This is a genomic window from Streptomyces graminofaciens (genome assembly GCF_030294945.1).
GTDB lineage: Bacteria > Actinomycetota > Actinomycetes > Streptomycetales > Streptomycetaceae > Streptomyces > Streptomyces graminofaciens.
In genome coordinates, this window is the sequence record NZ_AP018448.1 from 5498408 (window position 1) to 5521593 (window position 23186).

General features: G+C 69.7%; 25 protein-coding genes and 1 tRNA gene. 7 read left to right on the top strand and 19 right to left on the bottom strand.

The features are described 5' to 3' along the window. Positions 1–9: 9 nt before the first annotated feature. The 4 genes from SGFS_RS23485 to SGFS_RS23500 all read right to left on the bottom strand — a co-directional run bounded on the left by SGFS_RS23485 (position 10) and on the right by SGFS_RS23500 (position 3491). On the bottom strand, positions 10–741 hold the full coding sequence (locus SGFS_RS23485) for a DUF1707 SHOCT-like domain-containing protein (protein WP_286253093.1): 732 nt from the start codon (positions 739–741) through the stop codon (positions 10–12). A 32-nt stretch (positions 742–773) separates the two neighbouring features. Beyond that, positions 774–1754 carry an ABC transporter ATP-binding protein gene (locus tag SGFS_RS23490; RefSeq protein ID WP_286253094.1) on the bottom strand — a complete coding sequence of 327 codons (981 nt, stop codon included), beginning with the start codon at positions 1752–1754 and terminating at the stop codon, positions 774–776. Between the two features lie 20 nt (positions 1755–1774). After that, positions 1775–2566, bottom strand: coding sequence for an ABC transporter permease (locus SGFS_RS23495; RefSeq protein WP_286260027.1), 792 nt, complete (start codon positions 2564–2566; stop codon positions 1775–1777). A gap of 124 nt (positions 2567–2690) precedes the next feature. Beyond that, on the bottom strand, positions 2691–3491 hold the full coding sequence (locus SGFS_RS23500) for an ABC transporter permease (protein ID WP_286253095.1): 801 nt from the start codon (positions 3489–3491) through the stop codon (positions 2691–2693). A gap of 905 nt (positions 3492–4396) precedes the next feature. Here SGFS_RS23500 and SGFS_RS23505 point away from each other — a divergent pair. After that, complete coding sequence (locus SGFS_RS23505) at positions 4397–7024, top strand: transglycosylase domain-containing protein (protein ID WP_434027927.1); 2628 nt, start codon at positions 4397–4399, stop codon at positions 7022–7024. Positions 7025–7153: 129 nt separating this feature from the next. On the opposite strand, the gene SGFS_RS23510 is transcribed toward SGFS_RS23505, so the two are convergent. Continuing rightward, positions 7154–7495, bottom strand: a complete 342-nt coding sequence (locus tag SGFS_RS23510) for a GroES family chaperonin (RefSeq protein ID WP_033525031.1) — start codon at positions 7493–7495, stop codon at positions 7154–7156. A 22-nt stretch (positions 7496–7517) separates the two neighbouring features. Next, entirely contained in the window at positions 7518–7847 is a 330-nt protein-coding gene (locus SGFS_RS23515) for a DUF3618 domain-containing protein (RefSeq protein ID WP_286253097.1), read from the bottom strand. Between the two features lie 220 nt (positions 7848–8067). On the opposite strand from SGFS_RS23515, the gene bcp reads away from it, so the two are divergent. The 3 genes from bcp (at position 8068) to SGFS_RS23530 (ending at position 9257) form a co-directional block, all read left to right on the top strand. Next, on the top strand, positions 8068–8535 hold the full coding sequence (gene bcp, locus SGFS_RS23520) for a thioredoxin-dependent thiol peroxidase (RefSeq protein ID WP_286253098.1): 468 nt from the start codon (positions 8068–8070) through the stop codon (positions 8533–8535). Positions 8536–8911: 376 nt separating this feature from the next. Then, positions 8912–9118 (top strand): HNH endonuclease, encoded by a 207-nt coding sequence (locus SGFS_RS23525; protein WP_434027930.1) that lies wholly within the window; start codon positions 8912–8914, stop codon positions 9116–9118. Positions 9119–9172: 54 nt separating this feature from the next. Then, a tRNA-Leu gene (locus tag SGFS_RS23530) sits at positions 9173–9257 on the top strand. A gap of 46 nt (positions 9258–9303) precedes the next feature. Here SGFS_RS23530 and rdgB read toward each other — a convergent pair. The 4 genes from rdgB to SGFS_RS23550 all read right to left on the bottom strand — a co-directional run bounded on the left by rdgB (position 9304) and on the right by SGFS_RS23550 (position 11652). After that, a complete protein-coding gene (gene rdgB, locus SGFS_RS23535; protein WP_286253099.1) occupies positions 9304–9906 on the bottom strand; it encodes an RdgB/HAM1 family non-canonical purine NTP pyrophosphatase in 603 nt (200 codons plus the stop codon). 136 nt (positions 9907–10042) lie between these two features. Then, positions 10043–10441, bottom strand: a complete 399-nt coding sequence (locus tag SGFS_RS23540) for a hypothetical protein (RefSeq protein WP_286253100.1) — start codon at positions 10439–10441, stop codon at positions 10043–10045. A 163-nt stretch (positions 10442–10604) separates the two neighbouring features. Beyond that, positions 10605–11342, bottom strand: coding sequence for a ribonuclease PH (gene rph, locus SGFS_RS23545; protein ID WP_286253101.1), 738 nt, complete (start codon positions 11340–11342; stop codon positions 10605–10607). A 76-nt stretch (positions 11343–11418) separates the two neighbouring features. Beyond that, complete coding sequence (locus SGFS_RS23550) at positions 11419–11652, bottom strand: PTS glucose/sucrose transporter subunit IIB (protein WP_286253102.1); 234 nt, start codon at positions 11650–11652, stop codon at positions 11419–11421. 164 nt (positions 11653–11816) lie between these two features. On the opposite strand from SGFS_RS23550, the gene SGFS_RS23555 reads away from it, so the two are divergent. Further along, positions 11817–13094 carry a PTS transporter subunit EIIC gene (locus SGFS_RS23555; protein WP_286253103.1) on the top strand — a complete coding sequence of 426 codons (1278 nt, stop codon included), beginning with the start codon at positions 11817–11819 and terminating at the stop codon, positions 13092–13094. 128 nt (positions 13095–13222) lie between these two features. Here SGFS_RS23555 and SGFS_RS23560 read toward each other — a convergent pair whose 3' ends face one another. The 9 genes from SGFS_RS23560 to clpS form a co-directional block, all read right to left on the bottom strand. Further along, positions 13223–13975: an MBL fold metallo-hydrolase gene (locus SGFS_RS23560; protein WP_286253104.1), complete on the bottom strand. Its 753-nt coding sequence runs from the start codon at positions 13973–13975 to the stop codon at positions 13223–13225. 596 nt (positions 13976–14571) lie between these two features. After that, complete coding sequence (locus tag SGFS_RS23565; protein ID WP_286253105.1) at positions 14572–15522, bottom strand: PLP-dependent cysteine synthase family protein; 951 nt, start codon at positions 15520–15522, stop codon at positions 14572–14574. Between the two features lie 17 nt (positions 15523–15539). After that, the gene (locus SGFS_RS23570) at positions 15540–15818 is read right to left on the bottom strand and encodes a MoaD/ThiS family protein (RefSeq protein ID WP_286253108.1); all 279 of its coding nucleotides are present in this window, start codon (positions 15816–15818) and stop codon (positions 15540–15542) included. 151 nt (positions 15819–15969) lie between these two features. Next, on the bottom strand, positions 15970–16065 hold the full coding sequence (locus SGFS_RS51465) for a putative leader peptide (protein ID WP_309474684.1): 96 nt from the start codon (positions 16063–16065) through the stop codon (positions 15970–15972). 162 nt (positions 16066–16227) lie between these two features. After that, complete coding sequence (locus tag SGFS_RS23575) at positions 16228–17313, bottom strand: LacI family DNA-binding transcriptional regulator (protein ID WP_286253111.1); 1086 nt, start codon at positions 17311–17313, stop codon at positions 16228–16230. 85 nt (positions 17314–17398) lie between these two features. Then, positions 17399–17821: a M67 family metallopeptidase gene (locus SGFS_RS23580; RefSeq protein ID WP_286253113.1), complete on the bottom strand. Its 423-nt coding sequence runs from the start codon at positions 17819–17821 to the stop codon at positions 17399–17401. A 76-nt stretch (positions 17822–17897) separates the two neighbouring features. Beyond that, a complete protein-coding gene (locus SGFS_RS23585; protein ID WP_286253114.1) occupies positions 17898–19343 on the bottom strand; it encodes an amino acid permease in 1446 nt (481 codons plus the stop codon). 506 nt (positions 19344–19849) lie between these two features. Beyond that, positions 19850–20452: a DUF2017 domain-containing protein gene (locus SGFS_RS23590; RefSeq protein ID WP_286253115.1), complete on the bottom strand. Its 603-nt coding sequence runs from the start codon at positions 20450–20452 to the stop codon at positions 19850–19852. An 11-nt stretch (positions 20453–20463) separates the two neighbouring features. Beyond that, complete coding sequence (gene clpS / locus SGFS_RS23595) at positions 20464–20781, bottom strand: ATP-dependent Clp protease adapter ClpS (RefSeq protein WP_286253116.1); 318 nt, start codon at positions 20779–20781, stop codon at positions 20464–20466. 75 nt (positions 20782–20856) lie between these two features. On the opposite strand from clpS, the gene SGFS_RS23600 reads away from it, so the two are divergent. Together SGFS_RS23600 and SGFS_RS23605 are read left to right on the top strand one after the other, a co-directional pair. Continuing rightward, complete coding sequence (locus tag SGFS_RS23600) at positions 20857–22185, top strand: nicotinate phosphoribosyltransferase (protein ID WP_286253117.1); 1329 nt, start codon at positions 20857–20859, stop codon at positions 22183–22185. A 262-nt stretch (positions 22186–22447) separates the two neighbouring features. After that, positions 22448–23035 carry a nicotinamidase gene (locus SGFS_RS23605; RefSeq protein WP_286253119.1) on the top strand — a complete coding sequence of 196 codons (588 nt, stop codon included), beginning with the start codon at positions 22448–22450 and terminating at the stop codon, positions 23033–23035. Positions 23036–23186: the final 151 nt, after the last annotated feature.

Consider the following 23186-nt stretch of genomic DNA (forward strand, 5'->3'; position numbering starts at 1 on the left):
CCTACGACGTCAGCGCCCCTTCTCCAGCCGCCGGGCCTCTTTCCGCTCTAGCCGTTCCTGCCGCCGAGCCTCCTTCAACCGCTGCCGCTCCGCCTTCGGCAGCTTCCGCTCCACCCCGATGCCGCCCCAGAACGCGAACCCGGTGATGACCACCCGCGGAGCACCCGGCTCACCCGGCACGCCCTCCTCGCTGTGGTCGAACCCGCCCATGATGCTGATCCCCCGCACCACGACCTCGACGCCCGGCGGAACGATCACGTTCATGCCGCCCATGATCGCCACGCAGTTGATGACGACCTCGCGTTCGGCGAAGTACGCGTCCCGCAGGTCCAGCTCACCGCCGCCCCAGAACGTGAAACAGTCGAACCGCTTGGGCACGGTCCAGCGCCCCTTGCGTTCGAACCCGGACAGGACCGCCACGCCCCACGTGGACGTGCCCTCGGCGCCGGTGATCCGCCCGGCCCAACTCCCGCTCGCCTCGGGCTCCTTGACCAGGGACACGGACAACGGGGCCACCTCGCCCGCGCCGGGCAGGTCACGGGTGAGGGGGGCCAGTTCGCCGTACGTACGCGCGTTGTACGTCGCCTCCAGCCGTTCCTCGAACTCCTCCATGTCGAGCCGCCCCTCCGCGAGGGCGTCCCGCAGCTGCTCGGAGACTCGTTCACGATCGGCGTCGGAGGCCCGAAGCTCCGGCACGGGGGGCCTGGGGGGTGTCTCCCCAGAAGGCGCGGTGTCGGTCATACGATCAGCCTACGAGGAACCGTCGCTCGGGGCTACGAGACCGTCTCCTCCGCCTGTCGCGCGTACATCTGGGCGATCACGGCCTCGATGTCCGGCTCCCGGACCGACAGATCCACCAGCGGGTACGCCGACGCGATCCGCGCCACCAGCGGAGCCGCCGACTCCGACGCGGGGAAGGCCAGCCACTGCCGGGGGCCCTCGACGCGCACGACCCGGGCGGGCGCGGCCTCGATGGGCGGCAGCTCGCGCTCCAGGTCGACGACGAGGGTGCGTTCGCTGTCGCCGATCTCGTGCAGGCCGGTGAGCGGGCCGTCGTACATCAGGCGCCCGTGGTCGATGACCATCACGCGCCTGCACAACTGCTCGATGTCCTGGAGGTCGTGCGTGGTGAGCAGCACCGTCGTGCCCTGCTCGGTGTTGAGGTCCTTCAGGAACTCGCGGACCTTGGCCTTGCTGATGACGTCGAGCCCGATGGTCGGCTCGTCCAGGTACAGCACCTCGGGGTCGTGCAGCAGCGCGGCCGCGATGTCCCCGCGCATGCGCTGCCCGAGGGAGAGCTGGCGGACCGGGACGTCCAACAGGTCGCCCAGTTCGAGGAGTTCGACACAGCGGTCGAGGTTCGCGCGGTAACGGGCGTCCGGGATGCGGTACATACGGTGCATCAGCCGGTAGGAGTCGATCAGCGGGAGGTCCCACCACAGGGTCGTACGCTGCCCGAACACGACCCCGATGCGATGCGCGAGGCGCGTCCGCTCGCGCGAGGGGTCGATGCCCGCGACCCGCATCCGGCCGCCGCTCGGCGTCAGGATGCCGGTGAGCATCTTGATCGTGGTCGACTTCCCGGCGCCGTTCGGGCCGATGTAGCCGACCATCTCGCCGCGTGCCACGGTGAAGGAGATCGAGTCGACGGCCCGCACCTCGCGCCGCTCCCGGCGCAGGAACCCGGTCTTCTTACGGACGTCGAAGACCTTCTCGATCCGATCCAGCTCGATGAACCGGTCGTCCTCGCTCATAGCTCCCTCCACGACTCCCTCTAACTCCCCGTGCTCCGGTACGTACGCAGTCCCGCGCGCCAGGCGAGCCCGGCGAGCGCGCAGGCGCCCGCGCCCACCAGCGGCGGCGCGAACGCCAGCCACTCGGGCAGGTCGAGCGGATAGGGGCGGCCCAGCACATACAGCGCGGGCACCCAGTTGACGAAGGCGAGCGGCAGCACGAAGGTCACACCGCGCACCAGGTCCTTGCCGAAGAGGCTCGGCGGGTACTGCAACAGGGTGGCACCGCCGTACGTGAAGGCGTTCTGCACCTCGGAGGCGTCCTGCGCGACGAACTGGAAGGCCGCGCCCGCCACGAACACCGCGCCGAAGACCAGCCCGCCGCTCAGCACCATCATCGGGATCATCAGGACCTTCAGCGGGGTCCAGTCGAGGTCGAGCGTGGTGAGGGCGTAGCCGAGGACGAAGGCCCCCTGGGTGATGCGGCCGAGGCGGCGCAGCGCGAACTTGTCCGCGGCGACCTGGGCGAGCACCGGCACCGGCCGGACGAGCAGGGTGTCGAGCGTGCCGTCGCGGACCCGGCGCCCGAGCCGGTCCATCGACCCGATCGCGAGGTCGGCCACCCCGAAGGCAATGCCGGAGATCCCGTACAGGAAGGCGATCTCGGGCAGGCGGTAGCCGCCCAACTCGTCGACCTGGGAGAACATCAGCAGGATCGCGATGAAGTCGAAGAAGGTCGCCGCGAAGTTCCCGAAGGTCGTCATCGCGAACGAGGCGCGGTAGGTCATCGTGGAGCGGATCCACATGGCGGCGATCATGCGGTAGGCACGCAGACCGTCGCGTACGCGGCTGTACGCGCCGTAGGAGTCGTGGGAGTCGTGGGAGTTGTTGGAGTCGGAGGTGCCGTACGGCTCCTGACTCGGCCTCGGCTCTGTGAATTCAGCCGTCTCTGTGACGTCAGCCACCCTGGATCACCACCCTGCGCGTCGCCGCCGACTGCACGGCCCGGCCGATGCCGAGCAGGACGACCGCCCAGCCGGCCTGGAAGGCGTACGTGCCCAGGGGGTCGGCCTTGCCGAGCAGGACGTCCGCGGGGGCCTGGAGCAGGGACGACCAGGGCAGGAGGCGGGCCAGGTCGCCGAGGGCGCCGGGGAAGACGTTCAGCGGGAGGAGCATCCCGGAGAAGAAGACGCCGGTGAGCCAGGTGATCTGCGTCGCACCGGAGCCGTCCAACAGCCAGAACGCGGCCAGCGCGACGATGTACCGGATCGCGAAGCTGACGACCATTCCGAGGGCGACTGCGACGAGGAACGCGGCCCAGCGCACGGGCGAGGAGGGCAGAGCGAGGTCGAAGAAGAGGGCGCCGGCGCCCACGGGGGCGAGACCTCGTCCGAGCAGTTGGAACAGGGCGCGGCCGGAGTCGGCGGCGAGCCACCACAGCTGGAGGTCGGCGGGCCGGTACAGATCGATCGCGATGTCACCTGTACGGATGCGCTCGATCAGCTCCTCCTCGAAGCCGTTGCTGCCCAGGACCATCACCGCGAACATCGCCTGACCTACCCACACGTAGGTGAGCGCCTCCGCCTGGTCGTAGCCGCCGAGGTGGGGCTTCTCCTGCCAGAGGGCCGTGTAGGTGTATGCGAGGATGAAGCCGAAGACGGTGTTGGTGAACACCCCGGCCGCGGTGGCCACCCGATACGTCGCGTACCGCCTGAAGCCACCGGCGGCGACGGCGACGTACAACCGCCCTGTCCCCACGAGGAAACCCCCATCCGCTGCGAAGAGTTGGGCGAGACCCGAGCAGGACGCCCCGGGCCACGGTCAGGTGCGCCCGAAGCGGTTCGCTGCGGTTCGCTCGAAGCGATTCGGGCCAAGCGCAGAAGCCTAGTGGGCGGGCGGAACGGCGTGCCACGCGTTTTCGCGGCGGAGCGTGTGACGGGATCCGGGAACGGAACGGGCGGTACGAGAGTCTTCCATCAGGGGCACAGAAGTGGTCTCAGAGCGGGCGCAAGGCGCACGAGGCCGTACGGAAATGAACGTACGACGCGAAACAGGAGCACGGCAGCACGATGAGCGACGAGCCGCAGCCGAAGCGGAACGGCCCGGGCTGGGCACCGAGAGAACCGGAGCCGCTCGCTCCGGGCGCGACCCGGGGGGCCCGCGACAACGCGTCTGCGGGGGAGCCCGACGGGAAGGCCGACGGACCGCCCGGCGGGCAGCCCGGGAAGCCGGGCGGACAGCCCGGGAGGTCCGAAGCGAAGCCTGGCGGGCAGCCCGGGCAGTCCGAGCGGTCCGAGCGGTCCGGGCGGTCCGAGGGGAAGCCCGGCGGGCAGCCCGTGGGCTCGACCCGTGGGATGTCTGACGGCTCGACCAGTGGGCGGCCTGCGGGCTCGACCAGTGGGAAGGCTGACGGCTCGACCAGTGGGCGGCCTCCGGGCTCGACCAGTGGGAAGGCTGACGGCTCGACCGGCGGGCAGGCCGGCGGCTCGACCGGCGGTCGGCCTGGTGGAAAGCCTGAGAGGAAGCCCGAAGCGGCACCCGCCCGGACGCCCGGCACGGCAGCCTCCCGGACACCCGGCACGGCAGCCTCCCGGACACCCGGCGCAGCAGCCGCCGGGAGCTCTGGCGCGGCAGCCTCCCGGACATCCGACCCCGAGCTCACCATGACGCTCGGCGTCACCCCCGCGGGGAAGCCCGGCGCCGCCTCCGCAAGGAAGCCCGGCGTCACACCTCCCCGGACGCCCGGTGTCACGCCTGGCCGGACGCCCGGTGTCACGCCTGGCCGGACGCCCGGCGCGGCCCCCTCCGGGGCGACCGGCGCATCACCCTCCGGGGCTCCCGGCGCGGCGCCCGCCCCTCCGCTCGACGACACGCCCACCCGCGCCCTCGGCATCACGCCCGCCGCGGTGGCGGCCTCCGTGCCCGACGTGACGCCCGCCGTCACCCCCGACGGGGCGGCCCCCGGCGGCAAGGCGAAGAAGAAGGGCAAGCGGCCCAAGCGCACCGGCTGGAAGCGGCTGATCCCCACCTGGCGGATGGTGCTCGGCACCTTCATCCTCGGGATCCTGCTGATCATGGGCGCCTTCGCGCTGGGCTACAGCATGGTGCACATCCCCAAGCCGCAGGATGCCGCGACCAAGCAGAGCAATGTGTACCTGTACGCGGACGGCTCGCAGATCGCCCGCGACGGCGAGGTCAACCGCGAGAACGTCCCGCTGTCGAAGGTCTCCAAGAAGGCCCAGCACGCCGTGCTCGCCGCCGAGGACCGGGACTTCTACTCCGAGTCGGCCGTCGACCCCAAGGCCATGATCCGCGCGGCCTGGAACACGGCGACCGGCAAGGGCAAGCAGTCCGGCTCGACGATCACCCAGCAGTACGTGAAGAACTACTACCTGGCCCAGGACCAGACCGTCACCCGCAAGGTGAAGGAGTTCTTCATCGCGATCAAGCTGGACCGCGAGGTGACCAAGGACGAGATCCTGGAGGGCTACCTCAACACCAGCTTCTTCGGCCGCAACGCGTACGGCATCCAGGCCGCCGCCCAGGCGTACTACGGCGTCGACGCGACCGAACTGTCCGCCGGCCAGGGCGCCTACCTCGCCGCGCTGCTGAACGCGCCGAGTATGTACGACGTCGTCGCGCACCCCGAGAACAAGTCCGCGGCCGTCGCCCGCTGGAACTACGTCCTCGACGGCATGGTCAAGGAGGGCTGGCTGAAGCAGTCCGAGCGGACGGGCATGAAGTTCCCGATGCCGAAGCAGGCCACGACCTCCTCCGCCTTCTCCGGCCAGCGCGGCTATCTCGTCGAGGCCATCAAGTCGTACCTGATCAAGAACAAGGTCATCGACGAGGACGCGCTGGAGGCGGGCGGTGGCTACCGCATCACCACCACCATCCAGCCGGAGATGCAGGACGCGTTCATCAAGTCGGTCAACGACCAGCTGATGGACAAGCTCGACAAGAAGAACAACAAGGTCGACAACTACGTCCGCGCGGGCGGTGTCTCCATCGACCCGAAGACCGGCAAGGTCATCGCGATGTACGGCGGCATCGACTACACCAAGCAGTTCGTCAACAACGCGACCCGCCGGGACTATCAGGTCGGTTCGACGTTCAAGCCGTTCGTGTTCACCTCGGCGGTGCAGAACTCCTCGGCGACCCAGAGCGGCACCCCGATCACCCCGAACACGGTCTACGACGGCGCGAACGAGCGTCCCGTCCAGGGCTGGGAGGGCGAGGCGTACGCCCCGGAGAACGAGGACTACGTCGACTACGGAAACATCACCGTCCGTCAGGCCACCGACAAGTCGGTGAACTCGGTGTACGCGCAGATGGCCGTGGACGTCGGCCCGCACCGGGTCGAGCAGACCGCCATCGACCTCGGTCTGCCCGAGGACACCCCGGACATGAACCCGTTCCCGTCCATCGCGCTCGGTACGGCCACCGCGAGCGTGCTGGACATGGCGGAGGCCTACGCCACGCTCGCCAACCACGGCAAGCACGGCACGTACACGATGATCGAGAAGATCACCAAGGACGGCGAGTCCGTCAGGCTCCCGGACCAGGAGACCGAGCAGGCCGTCAGCCGCAAGGCCGCCGACACCACCACCGCGGTGCTCCAGAGCGTCGTCCAGGGCGGCACCGCCACCGCCGCCCAGGCCTCCGGCCACCCGGCCGCGGGCAAGACCGGTACCGCCGAGGAGGACCAGGCGGCCTGGTTCGCGGGCTACACGCCCGACCTCGCCACCGTGGTCTCCGTGATGGGCCAGGACCCGAAGACGGGCGCCCACAAGTCGCTGTACGGCGCCATGGGCCTGCAGCGCATCAACGGCGGTGGGGCGCCCACCGAGATCTGGGCGCAGTTCACCAAGACCGCCCTCAAGGGCAAGAAGGTCAAGGACTTCGACCTCGACCTCCAGGACGGCGCGGACGTCGTCGTGGTCCCGCCCAGCACGCCCGCCACCGAGCCGGGTGACACCGGTGCGCAGGACAACGGCGGCACCACCACCGGCGGCGAGGAGACCGAGGGCCAGACGGAGGGCCAGACCCAGGGCCAGACGGACGGCGGCACCACCGGCGGCGGCGACGCAACGACCACCACCGGCGGTACCACCGGCACGGGCGGCACGACGACCGGCGGCACGACCACGGACGGCGGTACGACGACCGGCGGAGGAACGACCACCGACGGAGGCACCACGGACGGCGGAGGCACGACCACCGACGGGGGCACCACGGACGGCGGCGGAGACCCCTCAGGAGGCGGTGCGACGGGAGGGTTGACCCCGTAGCCGCGGCTACGGGAACCCCCCTCGGTAACTGAAAGGGGCCGGTGACGATGTCACCGGCCCCTTTCGCTTCGTACTAGCTCCGTACTCGCTTCGTGCTCGCTTGGTGCTCGCTTGGTGCTCGCTTGGTGCTCAGAGGTACAGGCCGGTCGAGTCCTCCGAGCCCTCGAAGCGGTCGGCGGCCACGGCGTGCAGGTCGCGTTCACGCATCAGGACGTAGGCGACGCCCCGGACCTCGACCTCGGCGCGGTCCTCGGGGTCGTAGAGGACGCGGTCGCCGGGCTCGACGGTGCGGACGTTCTGGCCGACCGCGACGACCTCGGCCCAGGCGAGACGCCGGCCCACGGCCGCCGTCGCGGGGATCAGGATGCCGCCGCCGGAGCGCCGCTCGCCCTCGGCGGTGTCCTGCCGCACGAGCACACGGTCGTGCAGCATCCGGATGGGCAACTTGTCGTGCTGGGTCTTCTCACTCACGCCCCGAACCTACCTGTCTTCGTCAGCCCCTACGACGCCGAGTGCCGAGGGCGAGCAGCCCCACCACCCCGACGACCACGAGGGCGACCGGCACGATGCGCTCCAGCCGGGGCGCCCCGTCCTCGCCGACCAACTGGCCCTTGACGTCGCTCACGACCCGGTTGACCGAGACGTACGCCCTGCCGAGGGTGTGGTCGATGTTGGAGACGACCTTGGCCTTCGCGTCGCCGACGATGGTCTTCGGGTGCACCCGGACGCCGATCTCGTCGAGCGTCTCGGCGAGGTGGTCGCGACGGCGCTTGATGTCCGCCTCGATCTCGGCCGGGGTTCTGGTGTCCGAGGTATCCGCCACCGCACTGCCTCCCGCTGTCCGTGAAATCGCTGTTCCGCTGTGTTCCGCTGTGTTCGGACAGTCTGTCAGTTCCGCCAGGGATCGCACTGCCAGGCCCCGCTGTCGGCGCTTGTCCGGCGGATCACGCCTGGGCCGCGGGGTCCGGCACGCACACCTGCGGCTGTCGGACGCCGTGGCCCGAAGTCGGCATGATCCGCCGGACAGGCCCTACGCTGGTCCGATGAGCGAGCGACTCCAGCCCGGGGACGTGGCCCCCGCCTTCACCCTCCCGGACGCCGACGGCAACGAGGTGTCCCTGTCCGACCACAAGGGCCGCAAGGTCATCGTGTACTTCTACCCGGCCGCCCTGACCCCCGGCTGCACCAAGCAGGCCTGCGACTTCACGGACAACCTGGACCTGCTGGCCGACGCCGGTTACGACGTCCTCGGCATCTCCCCCGACAAGCCCGAGAAGCTCGCCAAGTTCCGCGAGAAGGAGTCCCTGAAGGTCACCCTCCTCGGCGACCCCGACAAGACGGTGCTTCAGGCGTACGGCGCCTTCGGCGAGAAGATGAACTACGGCAAGACGTACATGGGTGTCATCCGCTCCACGATCGTCGTGGACGAGGAGGGCAAGGTCGAGCGCGCGCTGTACAACGTCCGGGCGACCGGCCATGTGGCCAAGATCATCAAGGACCTGAAGATCTGAGACGCGTTCCGTCGTGGGTTTTGGGTCATGGGAACGGCCCGTACCGGAAGTGATCCGGTACGGGCCGTTCCGCATTCCGGGGACGACTGGGCGTGACTGTCCGATAATCGGTTCGTTACTCCGTGCGAGGTCACGAACGGGCAGTCGGTACAGGAGGGGCACATGGGCGTACGGAGCGCATCGGAACGATCAGATCCGTACAGCAAGAAACGCCTTGCGCCAGAGGTAGCCGGGGCGCGTAACTGGACTGATCTGATGCGGCGGCTCGGCCTCAGCCCGAGTGGCGGCCAACGGCGGGTGCTCCAGAAGCACGTAACCCGTCATCAACTTGATGCCAGCCACTTCGCCAAGCGCAGCCCATGGCGCAAGTACCCCGATGACGCCATCGCCCAAGCCGCCGCCTCGTCGTCAGTGCGGCAACACCGGCGAGTGGCGGGGACACTCGATCACCTTGCAGATCGACCATGTCAACGGAAACTGGCGAGACAATCGCCCGGGGAACCTGCGATACCTGTGCCCGAACTGCCATGCACCGACAGAGACGTGGTGTCGCCGGAAGGGCAGAGTCCCACTCGCCGGGTGACCCGACAGCCCCGTACACTGAGTGCCGCCGGTCGAGCGCGATGACCGTTTTTGAGCGGCCGTGATGGAATTTGGCAGTCATGCTGGGTTTAGGTCCCAGTGGGTTCACACCCGTGTGGGTTCGAGTCCCACCGGCCGCACGCAGTCAAGAGGGGTCGCCCAGCAGGGCGGCCCCTCTCCCGTGCCTCAGCCCAACAACTCCCGAACCACCGGCACCAGCGCCCGAAACGCCTCCCCACGATGGCTGATCGCGTTCTTCTCCGCCGGGGACAGTTCGGCGGAGGTCCGACTGTGGCCGGACGGCTGGAAGATCGGGTCGTAGCCGAAGCCGTTCGTGCCCGTCGGGGCGTGGCGCAGCACACCCGTCATGCGGCCCTCGACCACCCGCTCCGTGCCGTCCGGCAGGGCCAGGGCCGCCGCGCAGGCGAAGTGGGCGCCCCGGTGTTCGTCGGCGATGTCGGAGAGCTGGGCGAGGAGCAGCTCCAGGTTGGCGCGGTCGTCGCCGTGCTTGCCGGCCCAGCGGGCGGAGAAGATGCCGGGGGCGCCGTTCAGGACGTCGACGCACAGGCCCGAGTCGTCGGCCACGGCGGGCAGGCCCGTCGCGCGGGCGAGGGCGTGGGCCTTCAGCAGCGCGTTCTCGGCGAAGGTGACGCCGGTTTCCTTGACGTCGGGGACGTCGGGGTAGGCGTCCGCGCCGACGAGGTCGTGCGGCAGGTCTGCGTCGGCGAGGATCGACCGCAGTTCGGTGATCTTTCCGGCGTTGCGGGTGGCGAGGATCAGGCGGGTCATGCCCACCAGTATCCCGGCCACCCGCGGCCCGCCGGCCACGCGGTACAGACGTAAGCCACGCGGCACAGACGTCGACCATGCGGTACGGACGTCGACCGCGCCACACATACGTCGACCACGCGGCACAGAGCGTCGACTACGAGGTGCAGACCTTCGTCAGTTCGCCCGCCGCGTTCGTGATGCCGCTGACGTCGGGGGACGCGTCGCCCTCCTTGACGGCCGTCTGGACGTCGTCCACGGCCTTCTGGAGGTTGTCGACCGCCTTGTTGACATCGGCGTTGTCCGTCTTGTCGCCGATGTCGCTCAGGTTCTTGTCGATGGCGTCGAGGGACTCCTCCAGCTGCGTCGGGTCGTCCGCCGCGGTCTGCACGGCCTGCTGGAGGTCGTTCACGCTGTCCGCGATCGCCTCCGCGGTCTGGACACAGTCCAGGGCCTTGTTGACGGCGTCGCAGCCGGTGGTGAGGCCGACCGTGAGCGCGACGGCTGCTACGGCTCCGGCGAGGGTGGTGATACGACGTCGGCGGCTCGCGGCCATGGAACGGTCCTCCTACTGGTTGCCCGGTCGCAGGCCTCGCGGCCTCCGTGTGTCCACTCCTGTGTGGCCGGGCGCCCGGCGGTGAACCGAACGCCCGTACCCCTAGGGACGCGAGCCGTGGCGCCGTGGTTGCCGTCGGCGGCCGTGGCTCTTGGTGCGTCCTTTACTTTTCCAGGACGGTATCAAGCGCCTTGCGCTGGAGAACAGCGAGTTCGTCACAGCCGGAAACCGCCAGGTCCAGCAGCGAGTTGAGCTCCTCGCGGGCGAACGGCTCGGCCTCGGCGGTGCCCTGGACCTCGACGAAGCGGCCGTCGCCGGTGCAGACGACGTTCATGTCGGTCTCGGCGCGGACGTCCTCCTCGTAGCAGAGGTCGAGGAGCGGGACGCCGCCGACGATGCCGACGGAGACCGCGGACACCGTGCCCGTCAGGGGCTGGCGGCCCGCCCTGACCAGCTTCTTTCCCTGGGCCCAGGAGATCGCGTCGGCCAGCGCCACGTACGCGCCCGTGATGGCCGCGGTGCGGGTGCCGCCGTCGGCCTGGAGGACGTCGCAGTCCAGCACGATCGTGTTCTCACCGAGCGCCTTGTAGTCGATGACCGCGCGCAGGGAGCGGCCGATGAGACGGCTGATCTCGTGCGTACGGCCGCCGATCTTGCCGCGTACGGACTCGCGGTCGCCGCGGGTGTTGGTGGCGCGGGGCAGCATCGAGTACTCGGCGGTGACCCAGCCCTCGCCGCTGCCCTTGCGCCAGCGCGGGACGCCTTCCGTGACGGAGGCGGTGCAGAAGACCTTCGTGTCGCCGAAGGAGACGAGGACGGAGCCCTCGGCGTGCTTGCTCCAGCCGCGTTCGATGGTGACCTGGCGGAGCTGTTCGGGCGTACGGCCGTCGATTCGAGACATGCCGCTGAGCCTAGTCCTCCCGAGGGAGGGGCCCCTCCCTCGGCGGAAGGGACCCCTGGATGTGAGACACCCGTGCTCACATCATGTCTTCGATCTCCGCCGCGATCGGGTCCGCGTCCGTGCCGATGACGACCTGGATCGCTGTGCCCATCTTGACGACACCGTGGGCGCCGGCAGCCTTCAGAGCCGCCTCGTCCACGAGTTCGGGGTCGACGACCTCGGTCCGCAGACGGGTGATGCAGCCCTCGATCTCGTCGATGTTACCGATGCCGCCGAGCCCGGCGACGATCTTCTCAGCCTTACTGGCCATACCTTTTCTCCCTGGTCGACCGCTTTCACGGAATCGTGGGTTCCTTCCGTGCTCCCAGCATGCTACAAACAGGTCTACACCACTGACTGGTGTAGACCTCTCCCTCGTGCTGCCCTCCCCCACACTCCCGTCCCCGGGCGGCGCCCTGCCCACAGGAGGAAGTTGTGACCACGGCCAGCGCCGCTCCCGCGGCCGCAGACAAGAAGGGCTCCGGCTGGGGCTCCCGCATCATGGCTGTTCTGCAGCGCATCGGTCGCAGCCTGATGCTGCCCGTCGCCGTGCTGCCGGCCGCCGCCCTGCTCGTCCGCCTCGGCAACGACGACATGCTCGGGCGCACGTCGTTCCCGGGGTTCGTCACCAAGTTCGCGAGCTTCATGGCGGCCGGCGGTGGCGCGATCCTCGACAACATGCCGCTGCTGTTCGCCGTCGGCATCGCGATCGGCTTCGCCAAGAAGTCGGACGGCTCCACGGCCCTCGCCGCGGTCGTCGGCTATCTCGTCTTCCAGAAGGTCCTCGCCACCTTCACCGACCCGCTGCTGCCCAAGGTGGCCACGGCCGTCGACGGCAAGGTCGTCATGCTGGACAAGCCGGTCAACGCCGGTGTCCTCGGCGGTGTGGTCATGGGTCTGGTCGTCGCCCTCCTCTACCAGCGCTTCCACCGCACGAAGCTGCCCGACTGGGCCGGCTTCTTCGGCGGCCGCCGCCTGGTCCCGATCCTGGCCGCCTTCGCGGGCCTCTTCATCGGCATCGTCTTCGGCTACATCTGGCCGTTCCTCGGCAAGGGTCTGCACAACTTCGGTGAGTGGCTGGTCGGTTCGGGCGCCGTCGGTGCCGGCATCTTCGGTGTCGCCAACCGCGCGCTGATCCCGATCGGCATGCACCACCTGCTCAACTCGTTCCCCTGGCTCCAGGCCGGTTCGTACGAGGGCAAGAACGGCGACATCGCGCGCTTCCTGGCCGGGGACCCGAGCGCCGGGCAGTTCATGACCGGCTTCTTCCCGATCATGATGTTCGGTCTGCCGGCCGTCTGTCTCGCCATCTACCACTGCGCCCGCCCCGAGCGCCGCAAGGTCGTCGGCGGCATGATGTTCTCCCTCGCGCTGACCTCGTTCATCACCGGTGTGACCGAGCCGATCGAGTTCACGTTCATGTTCATCGCGCCGGTCCTCTACGCGATCCACGCCGTGCTCACCGGTGTCTCCCTGGCCCTGACCTGGGCACTCGGCATGAAGGACGGCTTCGGCTTCTCGGCCGGCGCGATCGACTTCTTCCTCAACCTGGGCATCGCCAGCAAGCCGTGGATGCTGATGTTCGTGGGCCTGGTCTTCGGCGCGCTCTACTACGCGATCTTCCGGTTCGCGATCGTCAGATTCAATCTGCCGGTGCCCGGCCGGGAGTCGGACGAGGAGCTTGAGGAACTGCTGAAGGCGGAGGCCAAGTAGGCGTCGTGGCGTCGTCCGCACATGGACGAGAAGGGCCCCCGGAACGGTCTCCGGGGGCCCTTCTCCTACGTCTGCGGGCGCCTACGCGCGTCTACGGGCGTCTACGGGGTCTACGGGGTCTACGGGCCTCAGATCTCGTACGACACCCTGGGCACCGCCAGGTCCACCGGGCCGTCGTACACCTCGCGGGCGTCGGCGAGGTTGACCTGGGGGTCGGTCCACGGCGGGATGTGGGTGAGGACCAGGCGGCGGGCGCCGGCACGGGCCGCGGTCTCGCCGGCCTCGCGGCCGTTGAGATGCAGGTCCGGGATGTTCTCCTTGCCGTGCGTGAAGGCGGCCTCGCACAGGAACAGGTCGGCGTCACGGGCCAGTTCGTCCAGGGCCGCGGTGACGCCGGTGTCCCCGGAGTACGTCAGGGTCCGGCCGCCGTGCTCGACCCGGATGCCGTACGCCTCGACGGGGTGCGCGACCCGTTCGGTGTGGACGGTGAAGGGGCCTATGTCGAAGGTGCTCGGCTTGACCGTGTGGAAGTCGAAGACCTCGCTCATCGAGGAGGCGGACGGGGTGTCGGCGTAGGCGGTGGTCAGGCGCTGTTCGGTGCCCTCGGGTCCGTAGACCGGGATCGGGGCGCAGCGGCCGCCGTCGTGCCGGTAGTAGCGCGCGACGAAGTACGCGCACATGTCGATGCAGTGGTCGGCGTGCAGGTGGCTGAGGAAGATCGCGTCGAGGTCGTAGAGACCGCAGTGGCGCTGCAGCTCGCCGAGGGCGCCATTGCCCATGTCGAGGAGCAGCCGGAAGCCGTCGGCCTCTACGAGGTAGCTCGAACAGGCCGATTCCGCGGACGGGAACGACCCCGAGCAGCCGACGACGGTGAGCTTCATAAAGCAGAAACCTCCGCTGGCGGGATATCCAGGAAATCCAAGAGATCGGGACGGTGCGTCGGGGGTCGTGCGGTCCGTCGAGCGTAAGGCGCAAAACCTCCCGTCGCTCCTCCGCCAAGGGCTGTTGTGGGCGAACTCACCTGTGGTGTCACCGGTTCGGCTGGTCGCGGGGCGCGTGAGGCACGGGAGCGCGCGTGAGGGGGCGGGCGACGGGGTAAGTGCGCCGGGGGCTCCGCCCCCAGACTCCGGGCAGGCGTGTCGGCTGCGGCCCGGTGGGGGCTTGTCGCGCAGTTCCCCGCGCCCCTGAGAACAACGGCCCCTACGGGTCGGAGAGCGACGGTCTGCGGGCCTGAGAGCGACGGTCTGCGGGCCTGAGAGCGACGGTCTGCGGGCCTGAAAAGTCAGGGGCGCAGCCCCGTCTTTTCAGGGGCGCGGGGAACTGCGCGAGCAACCACACCCCACCCGCACCCGCCAACGCACTCCGCCCCCCGAGCTCTGAGGCGCAGGGGGCGGGGCGGTGCGGGGCGGAAGGGGCGGCAGCCCCTGGAGGATGGGACGGGTAGGGCGGCGGGGGCGAGGAAGATCCCCGTACTCCCCTACGCCCAGAGCTGGCCCTGCAAGGTCTCGATGGCCTCTTCCGTGGTCGGCGCGGTGTAGACGCCCGTCGAGAGGTACTTCCAGCCGCCGTCGGCGACGACGAAGACGATGTCCGCGGACTCGCCCGCCTTGAGCGCCTTCCGGCCCACACCGATCGCCGCGTGCAGGGCGGCGCCGGTGGAGACGCCCGCGAAGATGCCCTCCTGCTGGAGCAGCTCCCGCGTACGCGTCACCGCGTCCGCCGAGCCGACCGAGAACCGGGTCGTCAGGACCGACGCGTCGTACAGCTCGGGCACGAACCCCTCGTCGAGGTTCCGCAGGCCGTACACCAGGTCGTCGTAGCGCGGCTCGGCGGCGACGATCTTCACGTCCGGCTTGTGTTCGCGGAGGTAGCGGCCCACGCCCATGAGGGTGCCCGTCGTTCCCAGGCCCGCCACGAAGTGGGTGATCGACGGGAGGTCCGCCAGGATCTCCGGGCCCGTCGTCGCGTAGTGCGCGCCCGCGTTGTCGGGGTTGCCGTACTGGTACAGCATCACCCAGTCCGGGTGCTCCGCCGCCAGTTCCTTCGCCACCCGCACCGCCGTGTTGGAACCGCCCGCGGCCGGCGACGAGATGATCTCGGCGCCCCACATACCGAGCAGGTCACGCCGCTCCTGCGAGGTGTTCTCGGGCATCACGCACACCATGCGGTAGCCCTTGAGCTTCGCCGCCATGGCCAGGGAGATGCCCGTGTTGCCCGAGGTGGGTTCGAGGATCGTGCAGCCGGGGGTCAGCCGGCCGTCCTTCTCCGCCTGCTCGACCATGTGCAGGGCGGGGCGGTCCTTGACCGAGCCGGTGGGGTTGCGGTCCTCCAGCTTCGCCCAGATCCGGACGTCGGCGGACGGCGACAACCGCGGCAGGCGCACCAGAGGGGTGTTGCCCACCGCGGCCAGCGGGGAGTCGTAGCGCATGAGTGATCAGTGACCGATCAGGCCATGCCGCCGGCCACGGCCGGCAGAATCGTCACGGCGTCGCCGTCGGACAGCTTGGTGTTGATGCCGTCCAGGAAGCGGACGTCCTCGTCGTTCAGGTACACGTTGACGAAGCGGCGCAGCGCGCCGTCGTCCACGATGCGGGCGTGGATGCCCGTGTGCCGGCTCTCGAGGTCGGTGAACAGCTCGGCGAGCGTGGCACCACTGCCCTCCACCGCCTTCTGACCGTCGGTGTACTGGCGGAGGATGGTCGGGATGCGGACCTCGATGGCCATGGCGTTGGGCTCCTGTCGGAAGTAAGTCGGGTCGGTGGGCGCGCGGCGGCGCGAGAAGGCGTGTCTACGCAGGTGATGGTCCCCACGCTCGGCTGCGCTCGCGCGGGAGGTGCCCCCACCGGCTCACGGCCGTACGGCGGCAGGATCGGCGTCAACAGATGGCGCTGGCAAGCCTGCACAGGTCGACGTGCAGCCGCGCCACGAGCAGTGCGCCCGGCGTCTTCTCACTCACGTCGTCAAGAACCATGGGCTCATCGTATCGATTCCCGGTCCGGGTCCCGGAATGTGATCCCACATGCCGGACGAAATCGGGCCGGGGAGTGAGACCCCCGCCTCGGCCGCCCGGTCGACGGGCGCTTCGGGCCGGCGCACGCATCGGGCCGACGCACGCTTCAGGCCGACGCACGCTTCAGGCCGACGCGCGTAGCACCAGTCGTGTCGGCGTCACCACCGACGACAGAGGATGCTCGGCGACGGCGGCCGCCCGTCCCTCCCCCGGCTCCCCGGTCCGGCTGAACAGCAGGCGGGCCATCAGCCGGCCCATGCCCTCGATGTCCTGGTGGACGGTGGTCAGCGGCGGGTCGGTGGTCTCCGCGATGGGCGCGAGGTCGTCGAAGCCGACGACGGCCACGTCCTCCGGCACCCGGCGGCCCCGCTCTCGCAGCACCTGGAGCGCTCCGGAGGCCATCAGGTCCGAGGCGACGAAGACGGCGTCGAGGTCGGGGCGGCGGTCGAGGAGTGCGGCCATGGCGTCGGCGCCGCCCTTCCGGGTGTAGTCGGCCCGCTCGATGAGGTCCGGCGTGGCGTCGTCGAGCAGGACGTCCCGGTAGCCGTCGAGGCGGTCGACGGCCGAGGCCTCCTGGTCGTACGGGCCGGTGATGGTCGCGATGTGGCGGCGGCCGAGCGCGACCAGGTGGCGGACGGCCTCCCTGGCGCCGCCGCGGTTGTCGGCGTCGACGTACACGCGCTCCCGTACCCGCTCGCCCTCGCGGACCAGGGGGCGGCCGCCGAAGACGGTGGGCAGGCCGAGGCGTTCGATCATGCCGGGCAGCGGGTCGTCGGCGCGGAGCGAGAAGAGCAGGGCGCCGTCGACGTGGCCGCCGCCCAGGAAGTCGCCGACACGCGGGTACTCCTCCGGCTCCTCCAGGAACAGCAGCACCGGCTGGGCGCCGTGGTGCACCAGCTCCTTGCGGATGCCGCGCAGATGGCTGTCGAAGAAGGGGTCGATGAAGAGACGGTTCTGCGGCTGGCTCGCGACGACGGCGATGGCGTTGTTGCGGCGGGTGACCAGCTGCCGGGCGGCGGAGTTCGGCACATAGCCGAGCTGGTCGATGACCCCGCGGACGCGCTCGGCGACCTCGGCCCGCACCCCCGGCTCGGCGTTGATCACCCGGGACACCGTGGACTTCGACACCCCCGACCTGTGTGCCACGTCCTCCAGCGTGGGGCGGTGTCCGTCGATTCGTCGCGTCCGTGGTGTCAACACCGTCTCCATCAGGGCCAGTTGGGCGAGTCGTCGTGCCCGGCCACGGTAACCGCGATTGCTGTCGGTACGCCGCGCGGCCCGCCGCGGCTCCGCGTCAGTACGCCTCGACGATCCGGACCTCCTCCTCCGTCACCTCGCCCTCCACGATCCGGTACGAGCGGAACTGGAAGTCGCCGAGGCCGTCGGTGTCGGCGGTGGAGACGAGGACGTAGTGGGCGCCCGGCTCGTTGGCGTACGAGATGTCCGTGCGGGACGGATAGGCCTCGGTGGCCGTGTGGGAGTGGTAGATGACGACCGGTTCCTCGTCGCGGTCGTCCATCTCGCGGTACAGCTTGAGCAGGTCACCCGAGTCGAACTCGTAGAACGTGGGCGACATGGCCGCGTTCAGCATGGGGAGGAAGCGCTCGGGGCGGTCCGAGCCCGCCGGGCCCGCGACGACGCCGCACGCCTCGTCGGGGTGGTCCTTGCGCGCGTGCGCGACGATCTGGTCGACGAGGGCCTGGGTGATGGTCAGCATGCTGGCCAGGATAAGCAGAAGGGCTGTTCCGTACCGGGGGGTGGTACGGAACAGCCCACATGCCGGGCAGAAGGTCTCAGCCGACCTTGTCGAGCTCCGGCTCGCGGCGCTCGGCGACCTGCGGGTTGCGCGCCTTGAGCACGACCCAGCCGACGCCGAGGGCGGCAGCCCAGCCGGCCATCACATAGAGGCTGACGCGGGCCTCGTGGTCGTAGGCGATGAGGCCGGTGACGAAGAGCAGGAAGACGATGGCGATCCAGCTGCCCGTCGCGCCGCCCGGTGCCGGGAAGGAGGAGGCGGGCAGTCGGCCGGCGTCGACCGCGCGGCGGTAGCGGACGTGGCTGAACAGGATCATCAGCCAGGTCCAGATGCCGGCGCCGGTGGCGACGGAGACGACGTACTCGAAGGCCTTGTCCGGGACGATGTAGTTCAGGATCACGCCGATGCCCATGAAGAGCACGGAGACCGTGATCGCGAACGCGGGCGTCTTGGTGACGGACAGCTTGTTGAAGACCTTGGGGGCCTCGCCGCTGTCGGCCAGGGTGCGCAGCATGCGGCCCGTGGAGTACATGCCCGAGTTGCAGGAGGACAGGGCCGCCGTCAGCACGACGAAGTTGACGATGCCGGCGCCCGCCGGGATGCCGATCATCGCGAAGGCCTTCACGAAGGGGCTGACGCCGGGCGCGAACTCGGTCCACTTGACCACGCACAGGATGACGGTGAGGGCACCCACGTAGAACAGGCCGATACGCCAGGGCAGGGTGTTGATCGCCTTGGGGAGGGTCTTCTCCGGGTTCTCGGACTCGCCGGCCGTGACGCCGACCAGCTCGACGGCGAGGTACGCGAACATCACGCCCTGAAGGGTCATCAGGGACGAGCCGATGCCCTTGGGGAAGAAGCCGTCGAAGGCCCAGAGGTTGGTGACGGAGGCGGTGTCACCGGCGGCGCTGAAGCCGAAGGTGAGGACGCCGAGGCCGATCACGATCATGCCGATCAGGGCGGTGACCTTGATCATCGAGAACCAGAACTCGATCTCGCCGAACAGCTTCACCGAGATCAGGTTGGCCACGAACAGGATGACCAGGAAGACCAGGGCCGTCACCCACTGCGGGACCGCCGGGAACCAGTAGTTGATGTAGATCGCGGCGGCGGTCAGCTCCGCCATGCCGGTGACGACCCACAGCAGCCAGTACGTCCAGCCGGTGAAATAGCCGAAGAACGGGCCGATGAACTCGCGGGAGTACTCCGCGAAGGAGCCCGAGACGGGGCGGTAGAGCAGCAGCTCACCGAGGGCCCGCATGATGAAGAAGATGATGACGCCGGCGACGGCGTACATCAGGATGAGGCTCGGTCCCGCCTTGGCGATGTTCGCCCCGGCGTTGAGGAAGAGGCCGACGCCGATGGCGCCGCCGATCGCGATCATCTGGACCTGGCGGCTGCCGAGCCCGCGCTCGTAGCCCTCTTCGGGTGCGTCGCCGCGCACGGCTTCTTCGCCGTTGCTACTGACCTGAGCGGAGGTCATGTTGTGCGCCTTTCTCCACGCCGTGCCGACCCGAGCCGTATCGCGGCTCCGGATCGGGTTCCGATCCCCCCGGATGTGATGGAGCGGAGCGGGCTCGGGGAAGGGCGGGCGCGTGCCTGAACTTCCCCGAGTTCGCTCTATGCCTGGCCGACGGTTGTCGGCACTCATGGCGCACCCGGCGGACAAGGGTGGTGTCCGTCGGGCGGCGGTGAAGATCTATCACGGGCGCAACGTTGATCGATTTGCTCTGCGGGCGCACGGTTGTGGCGCACGGCACAGGAAGAAGCGGACAAAGGACACCCTTAAGGGGGCATCCCTCGCCGCTGTGGTGACGGGATCGTTATCCGGATCTGAGTGCCCCCTGAGCGAACGCGAAGCGAACCCGGAGGGGGCCGGGACGGAACTCTGAGTTCCGTTACACGGGCGGGGCTGGGACGAGCTCTCGGCGTGCCGGGTGTCACGGGACAGGCGGGATTTTCGCGACACGCCCTACGGCAGCAGCGTCCCTACGGCAGCAGCGTCGTGACGAGCGATTCCTGGAGTCCGCCCAGCCAGAGGTACGCCATCACCATCGGCTTGCGCGGGTCCTCGTCCGGGAGCCGGTAGAGGAGGTCGGTGTCCTCCTCGTCGACGACGTCGAGCCGGGAGCCGATGGCCAGACGCAAATCGTTGAGGGAGCCGAGCCACTGCCGGGACTCGTCGGCCGACAGCTTCAGCACGGCCCCGCCCTCCCCCATGGCGGACAGCGTGTCCAGGGAGCGGACCACCGCGAGGGCGTTGTCCCGCTTGCCGGCGCGCAGGTCGTTCTCGGTGAAGCGGCGGAACTCCGACGAGTACGCCCGCTGCTCCTCGGCCTCCTCGGGCGGCGGGGTGCCCTCGGGGTCGCCGTAGGCGTCCGGGAACAGCCGGCGCAGGACCGGGTCCTTGGGAGGCTCACTGGGCCCTTCGGCGAACAGCTCGGCGAGCGGGTCGTCCGAGGCGTCCCCACCCGGGCCCGGGCCGATCAGCTCCAGGAGCTGGACCGCCAGCGAGCGGATGATGGAGATCTCGACCTCGTCGAGCGCGACGGCGGCGCCGCCGTCGGGGAGGCTTTCGAAGTGTCCTGGCATCAGGTAGGTCGTTACTTCCGGTCCTGCTGGAGGGTGGCCCACAGGCCGTAGCCGTGCATGGCCTGGACGTCGCGTTCCATCTCCTCGCGGGACCCGCTGGAGACGACCGCACGACCCTTGTGGTGCACGTCGAGCATGAGCTTGGTGGCCTTGTCCTTCGTATATCCGAAGTACGACTGAAAGACGTAGGTCACATAGCTCATCAGATTGACCGGGTCGTTGTGGACGATCGTCACCCAGGGGACGTCGGGTTCGGGTACGGCGAAGGTCTCCTCCGCCGACTCGGTCTTCTCGATCTCGATGGGTGCGGCTGCCGTCACACGGCCCATGCTGCCACCACAGCCTCAGACATACGAATCGCTGGAAATCGTCAGATTGACGAGATGGGAGTACGATCCTTCGTCATGAACACAGCGGACCTTGGTTTGCCGGTGGACGTGCCCTCGACCTCGCTCTTCACGGACCACTACGAACTCACCATGCTGCAGGCCGCCCTGAAGGCCGGGACCGCCGAGCGGCGCTCGGTGTTCGAGGTCTTCACACGGCGGCTGCCCGAGGGGCGCCGGTACGGCGTGGTGGCCGGGACCGGACGGGTGCTGGACGCGGTGGAGAACTTCCGCTTCGACCCGGCCGTCCTCGGCTTCCTGCGCGAACGCGGCATCGTGAACGCCGAGACCCTCGACTGGCTGGCCGGCTACCGCTTCAGCGGTGACGTGTGGGGCTACCAGGAGGGCGAGGTGTACTTCCCGGGCTCGCCGATCATGCGGGTCGAGGGGACGTTCGCGGAGTGCGTGCTCCTGGAGACCGTGATCCTCTCCATCCTCAACCACGACTCGGCGATCGCGGCGGCGGCCTCCCGGATGTCGAGCGCCGCCGGTGAGCGCCCCCTGATCGAGATGGGCGCCCGGCGCACACACGAGCTGGCCGCCGTGGCCGCCTCGCGCGCCGCGTACGTCGGCGGCTTCACCTCCACCTCGGACCTGGCGGCGGGCTTCCGCTACGGCATCCCGACGGTCGGCACGAGCGCCCACGCGTTCACGTTGCTGCACGACCGCGAGCGGGACGCCTTCACCGCCCAGGTGGACTCGCTGGGCCGGAACACCACGCTGCTCGTGGACACGTACGACGTCGCCGAGGCCGTACGGACGGCCGTGGAGATCGCCGGGCCCGAGCTGGGCGCGGTGCGGATCGACTCCGGGGACCTGCTCCTGGTGGCCCACCGGGTGCGGCAGCAGCTGGACGAGCTGGGGGCGCACGCCACCCGGATCATCGTGACCTCGGACCTCGACGAGTACGCCATCGCGTCGCTGGCCGCGGCGCCGGTGGACGCGTACGGGGTGGGTACGCAGCTGGTGACGGGCTCGGGCCACCCCACGTGCTCGATGGTCTACAAGCTGGTGGCCCGCGCGGAGTCGGCCGACTCCACGGCCGCGCTGGCCCCGGTGGCGAAGAAGTCCAGCGGCGGGAAGACGTCCGTGGGGGGCCGCAAGTGGGCGGCCCGGCGGCTGGACGAGCACGGGGTGGCGGAGGCCGAGGTGATCGGCACGGGACCCGTCCCGGACGAGCTTCGCGAGCGGCAGCTGCTGGTGCGACTGATCAAGGACGGTCAGGTCCTGTCCCGGGAGCCCCTGGACGTCGTACGCGACCGGCATGTGGCCGCACGCGCCAATCTGCCCCTCTCGGCGACGCAACTGTCGCGGGGAGAGGCCGTCATTCCGACGGAATACGTCTGACAGCCTTGGTGAGATGCCGCAAGGGCGCGTGGGGGTCACTCTGGGGGTGGTGTGGGGCGTACGGGCCCGCGTGCGGGCCGTTCACCTCCGCGCGTCCGGCCCGTGCCCCGGTCCGCGCACCGGACGGCCGCCGGATGCCCCCTCCCGCGCGGCGCCGGAAGTCTCTAGGCTCGGAAGTTCGCAATTCAGTTCAGTCCGGCGGGACCGCGCCCCTCATCACCGACCGACCCCATAGTCGACCCAGTCGAAGGACACCGACACCATGCGCCGCGCCTTGATCGTCGTAGATGTGCAGAACGACTTCTGCGAGGGTGGCAGCCTCGCGGTGGCCGGGGGTTCCGATGTGGCCGCCGCCATCACCGAGCTGATCGGCCAGGCGGCCGGCCCCGGCTACCAGCACGTGGTGGCCACCCGCGACCACCACATCGCCCCTGGCGGCCACTTCTCCGACAACCCCGACTACGCCCACTCCTGGCCCGCGCACTGCGTCGCCGGCACGGAGGGCGTGGGCTTCCACCCGAACTTCGCCCCCGCGATCGCCTCCGGTGCGGTGGACGCCGTCTTCGACAAGGGGGCGTACGCCGCCGCGTACAGCGGCTTCGAGGGCGCCGACGAGAACGGCGTCACCCTCGCGGACTGGCTGCGCGCCCGCGAGATCGACGAGGTCGACGTGGTCGGCATCGCCACGGACCACTGTGTACGCGCCACCGCCCTGGACGCCGCGAAGAACGGCTTCCGCACCCAGGTCCTGCTGGATCTGACGGCCGGGGTGGCGGAGGAGAGCACCGAGCGGGCGCTGGAGCAGCTGCGGAAGGCGGGGGTGGAGCTGTCCGGGAAGCCGGTCGTCTAGGGCCCTTCTGATGGATCTCCGTGGGAGAAGGAGCGGCGTTCGGTGCGTGCTCTCGGCGTGCCGGGCGGAAGGCCTCGTACTGGACGTACCTGGGCTTTCGTCTGGTGCGGCGAGAGTGCGTGCCGGGCGTCGCGACGCCGCGGAGATCCGT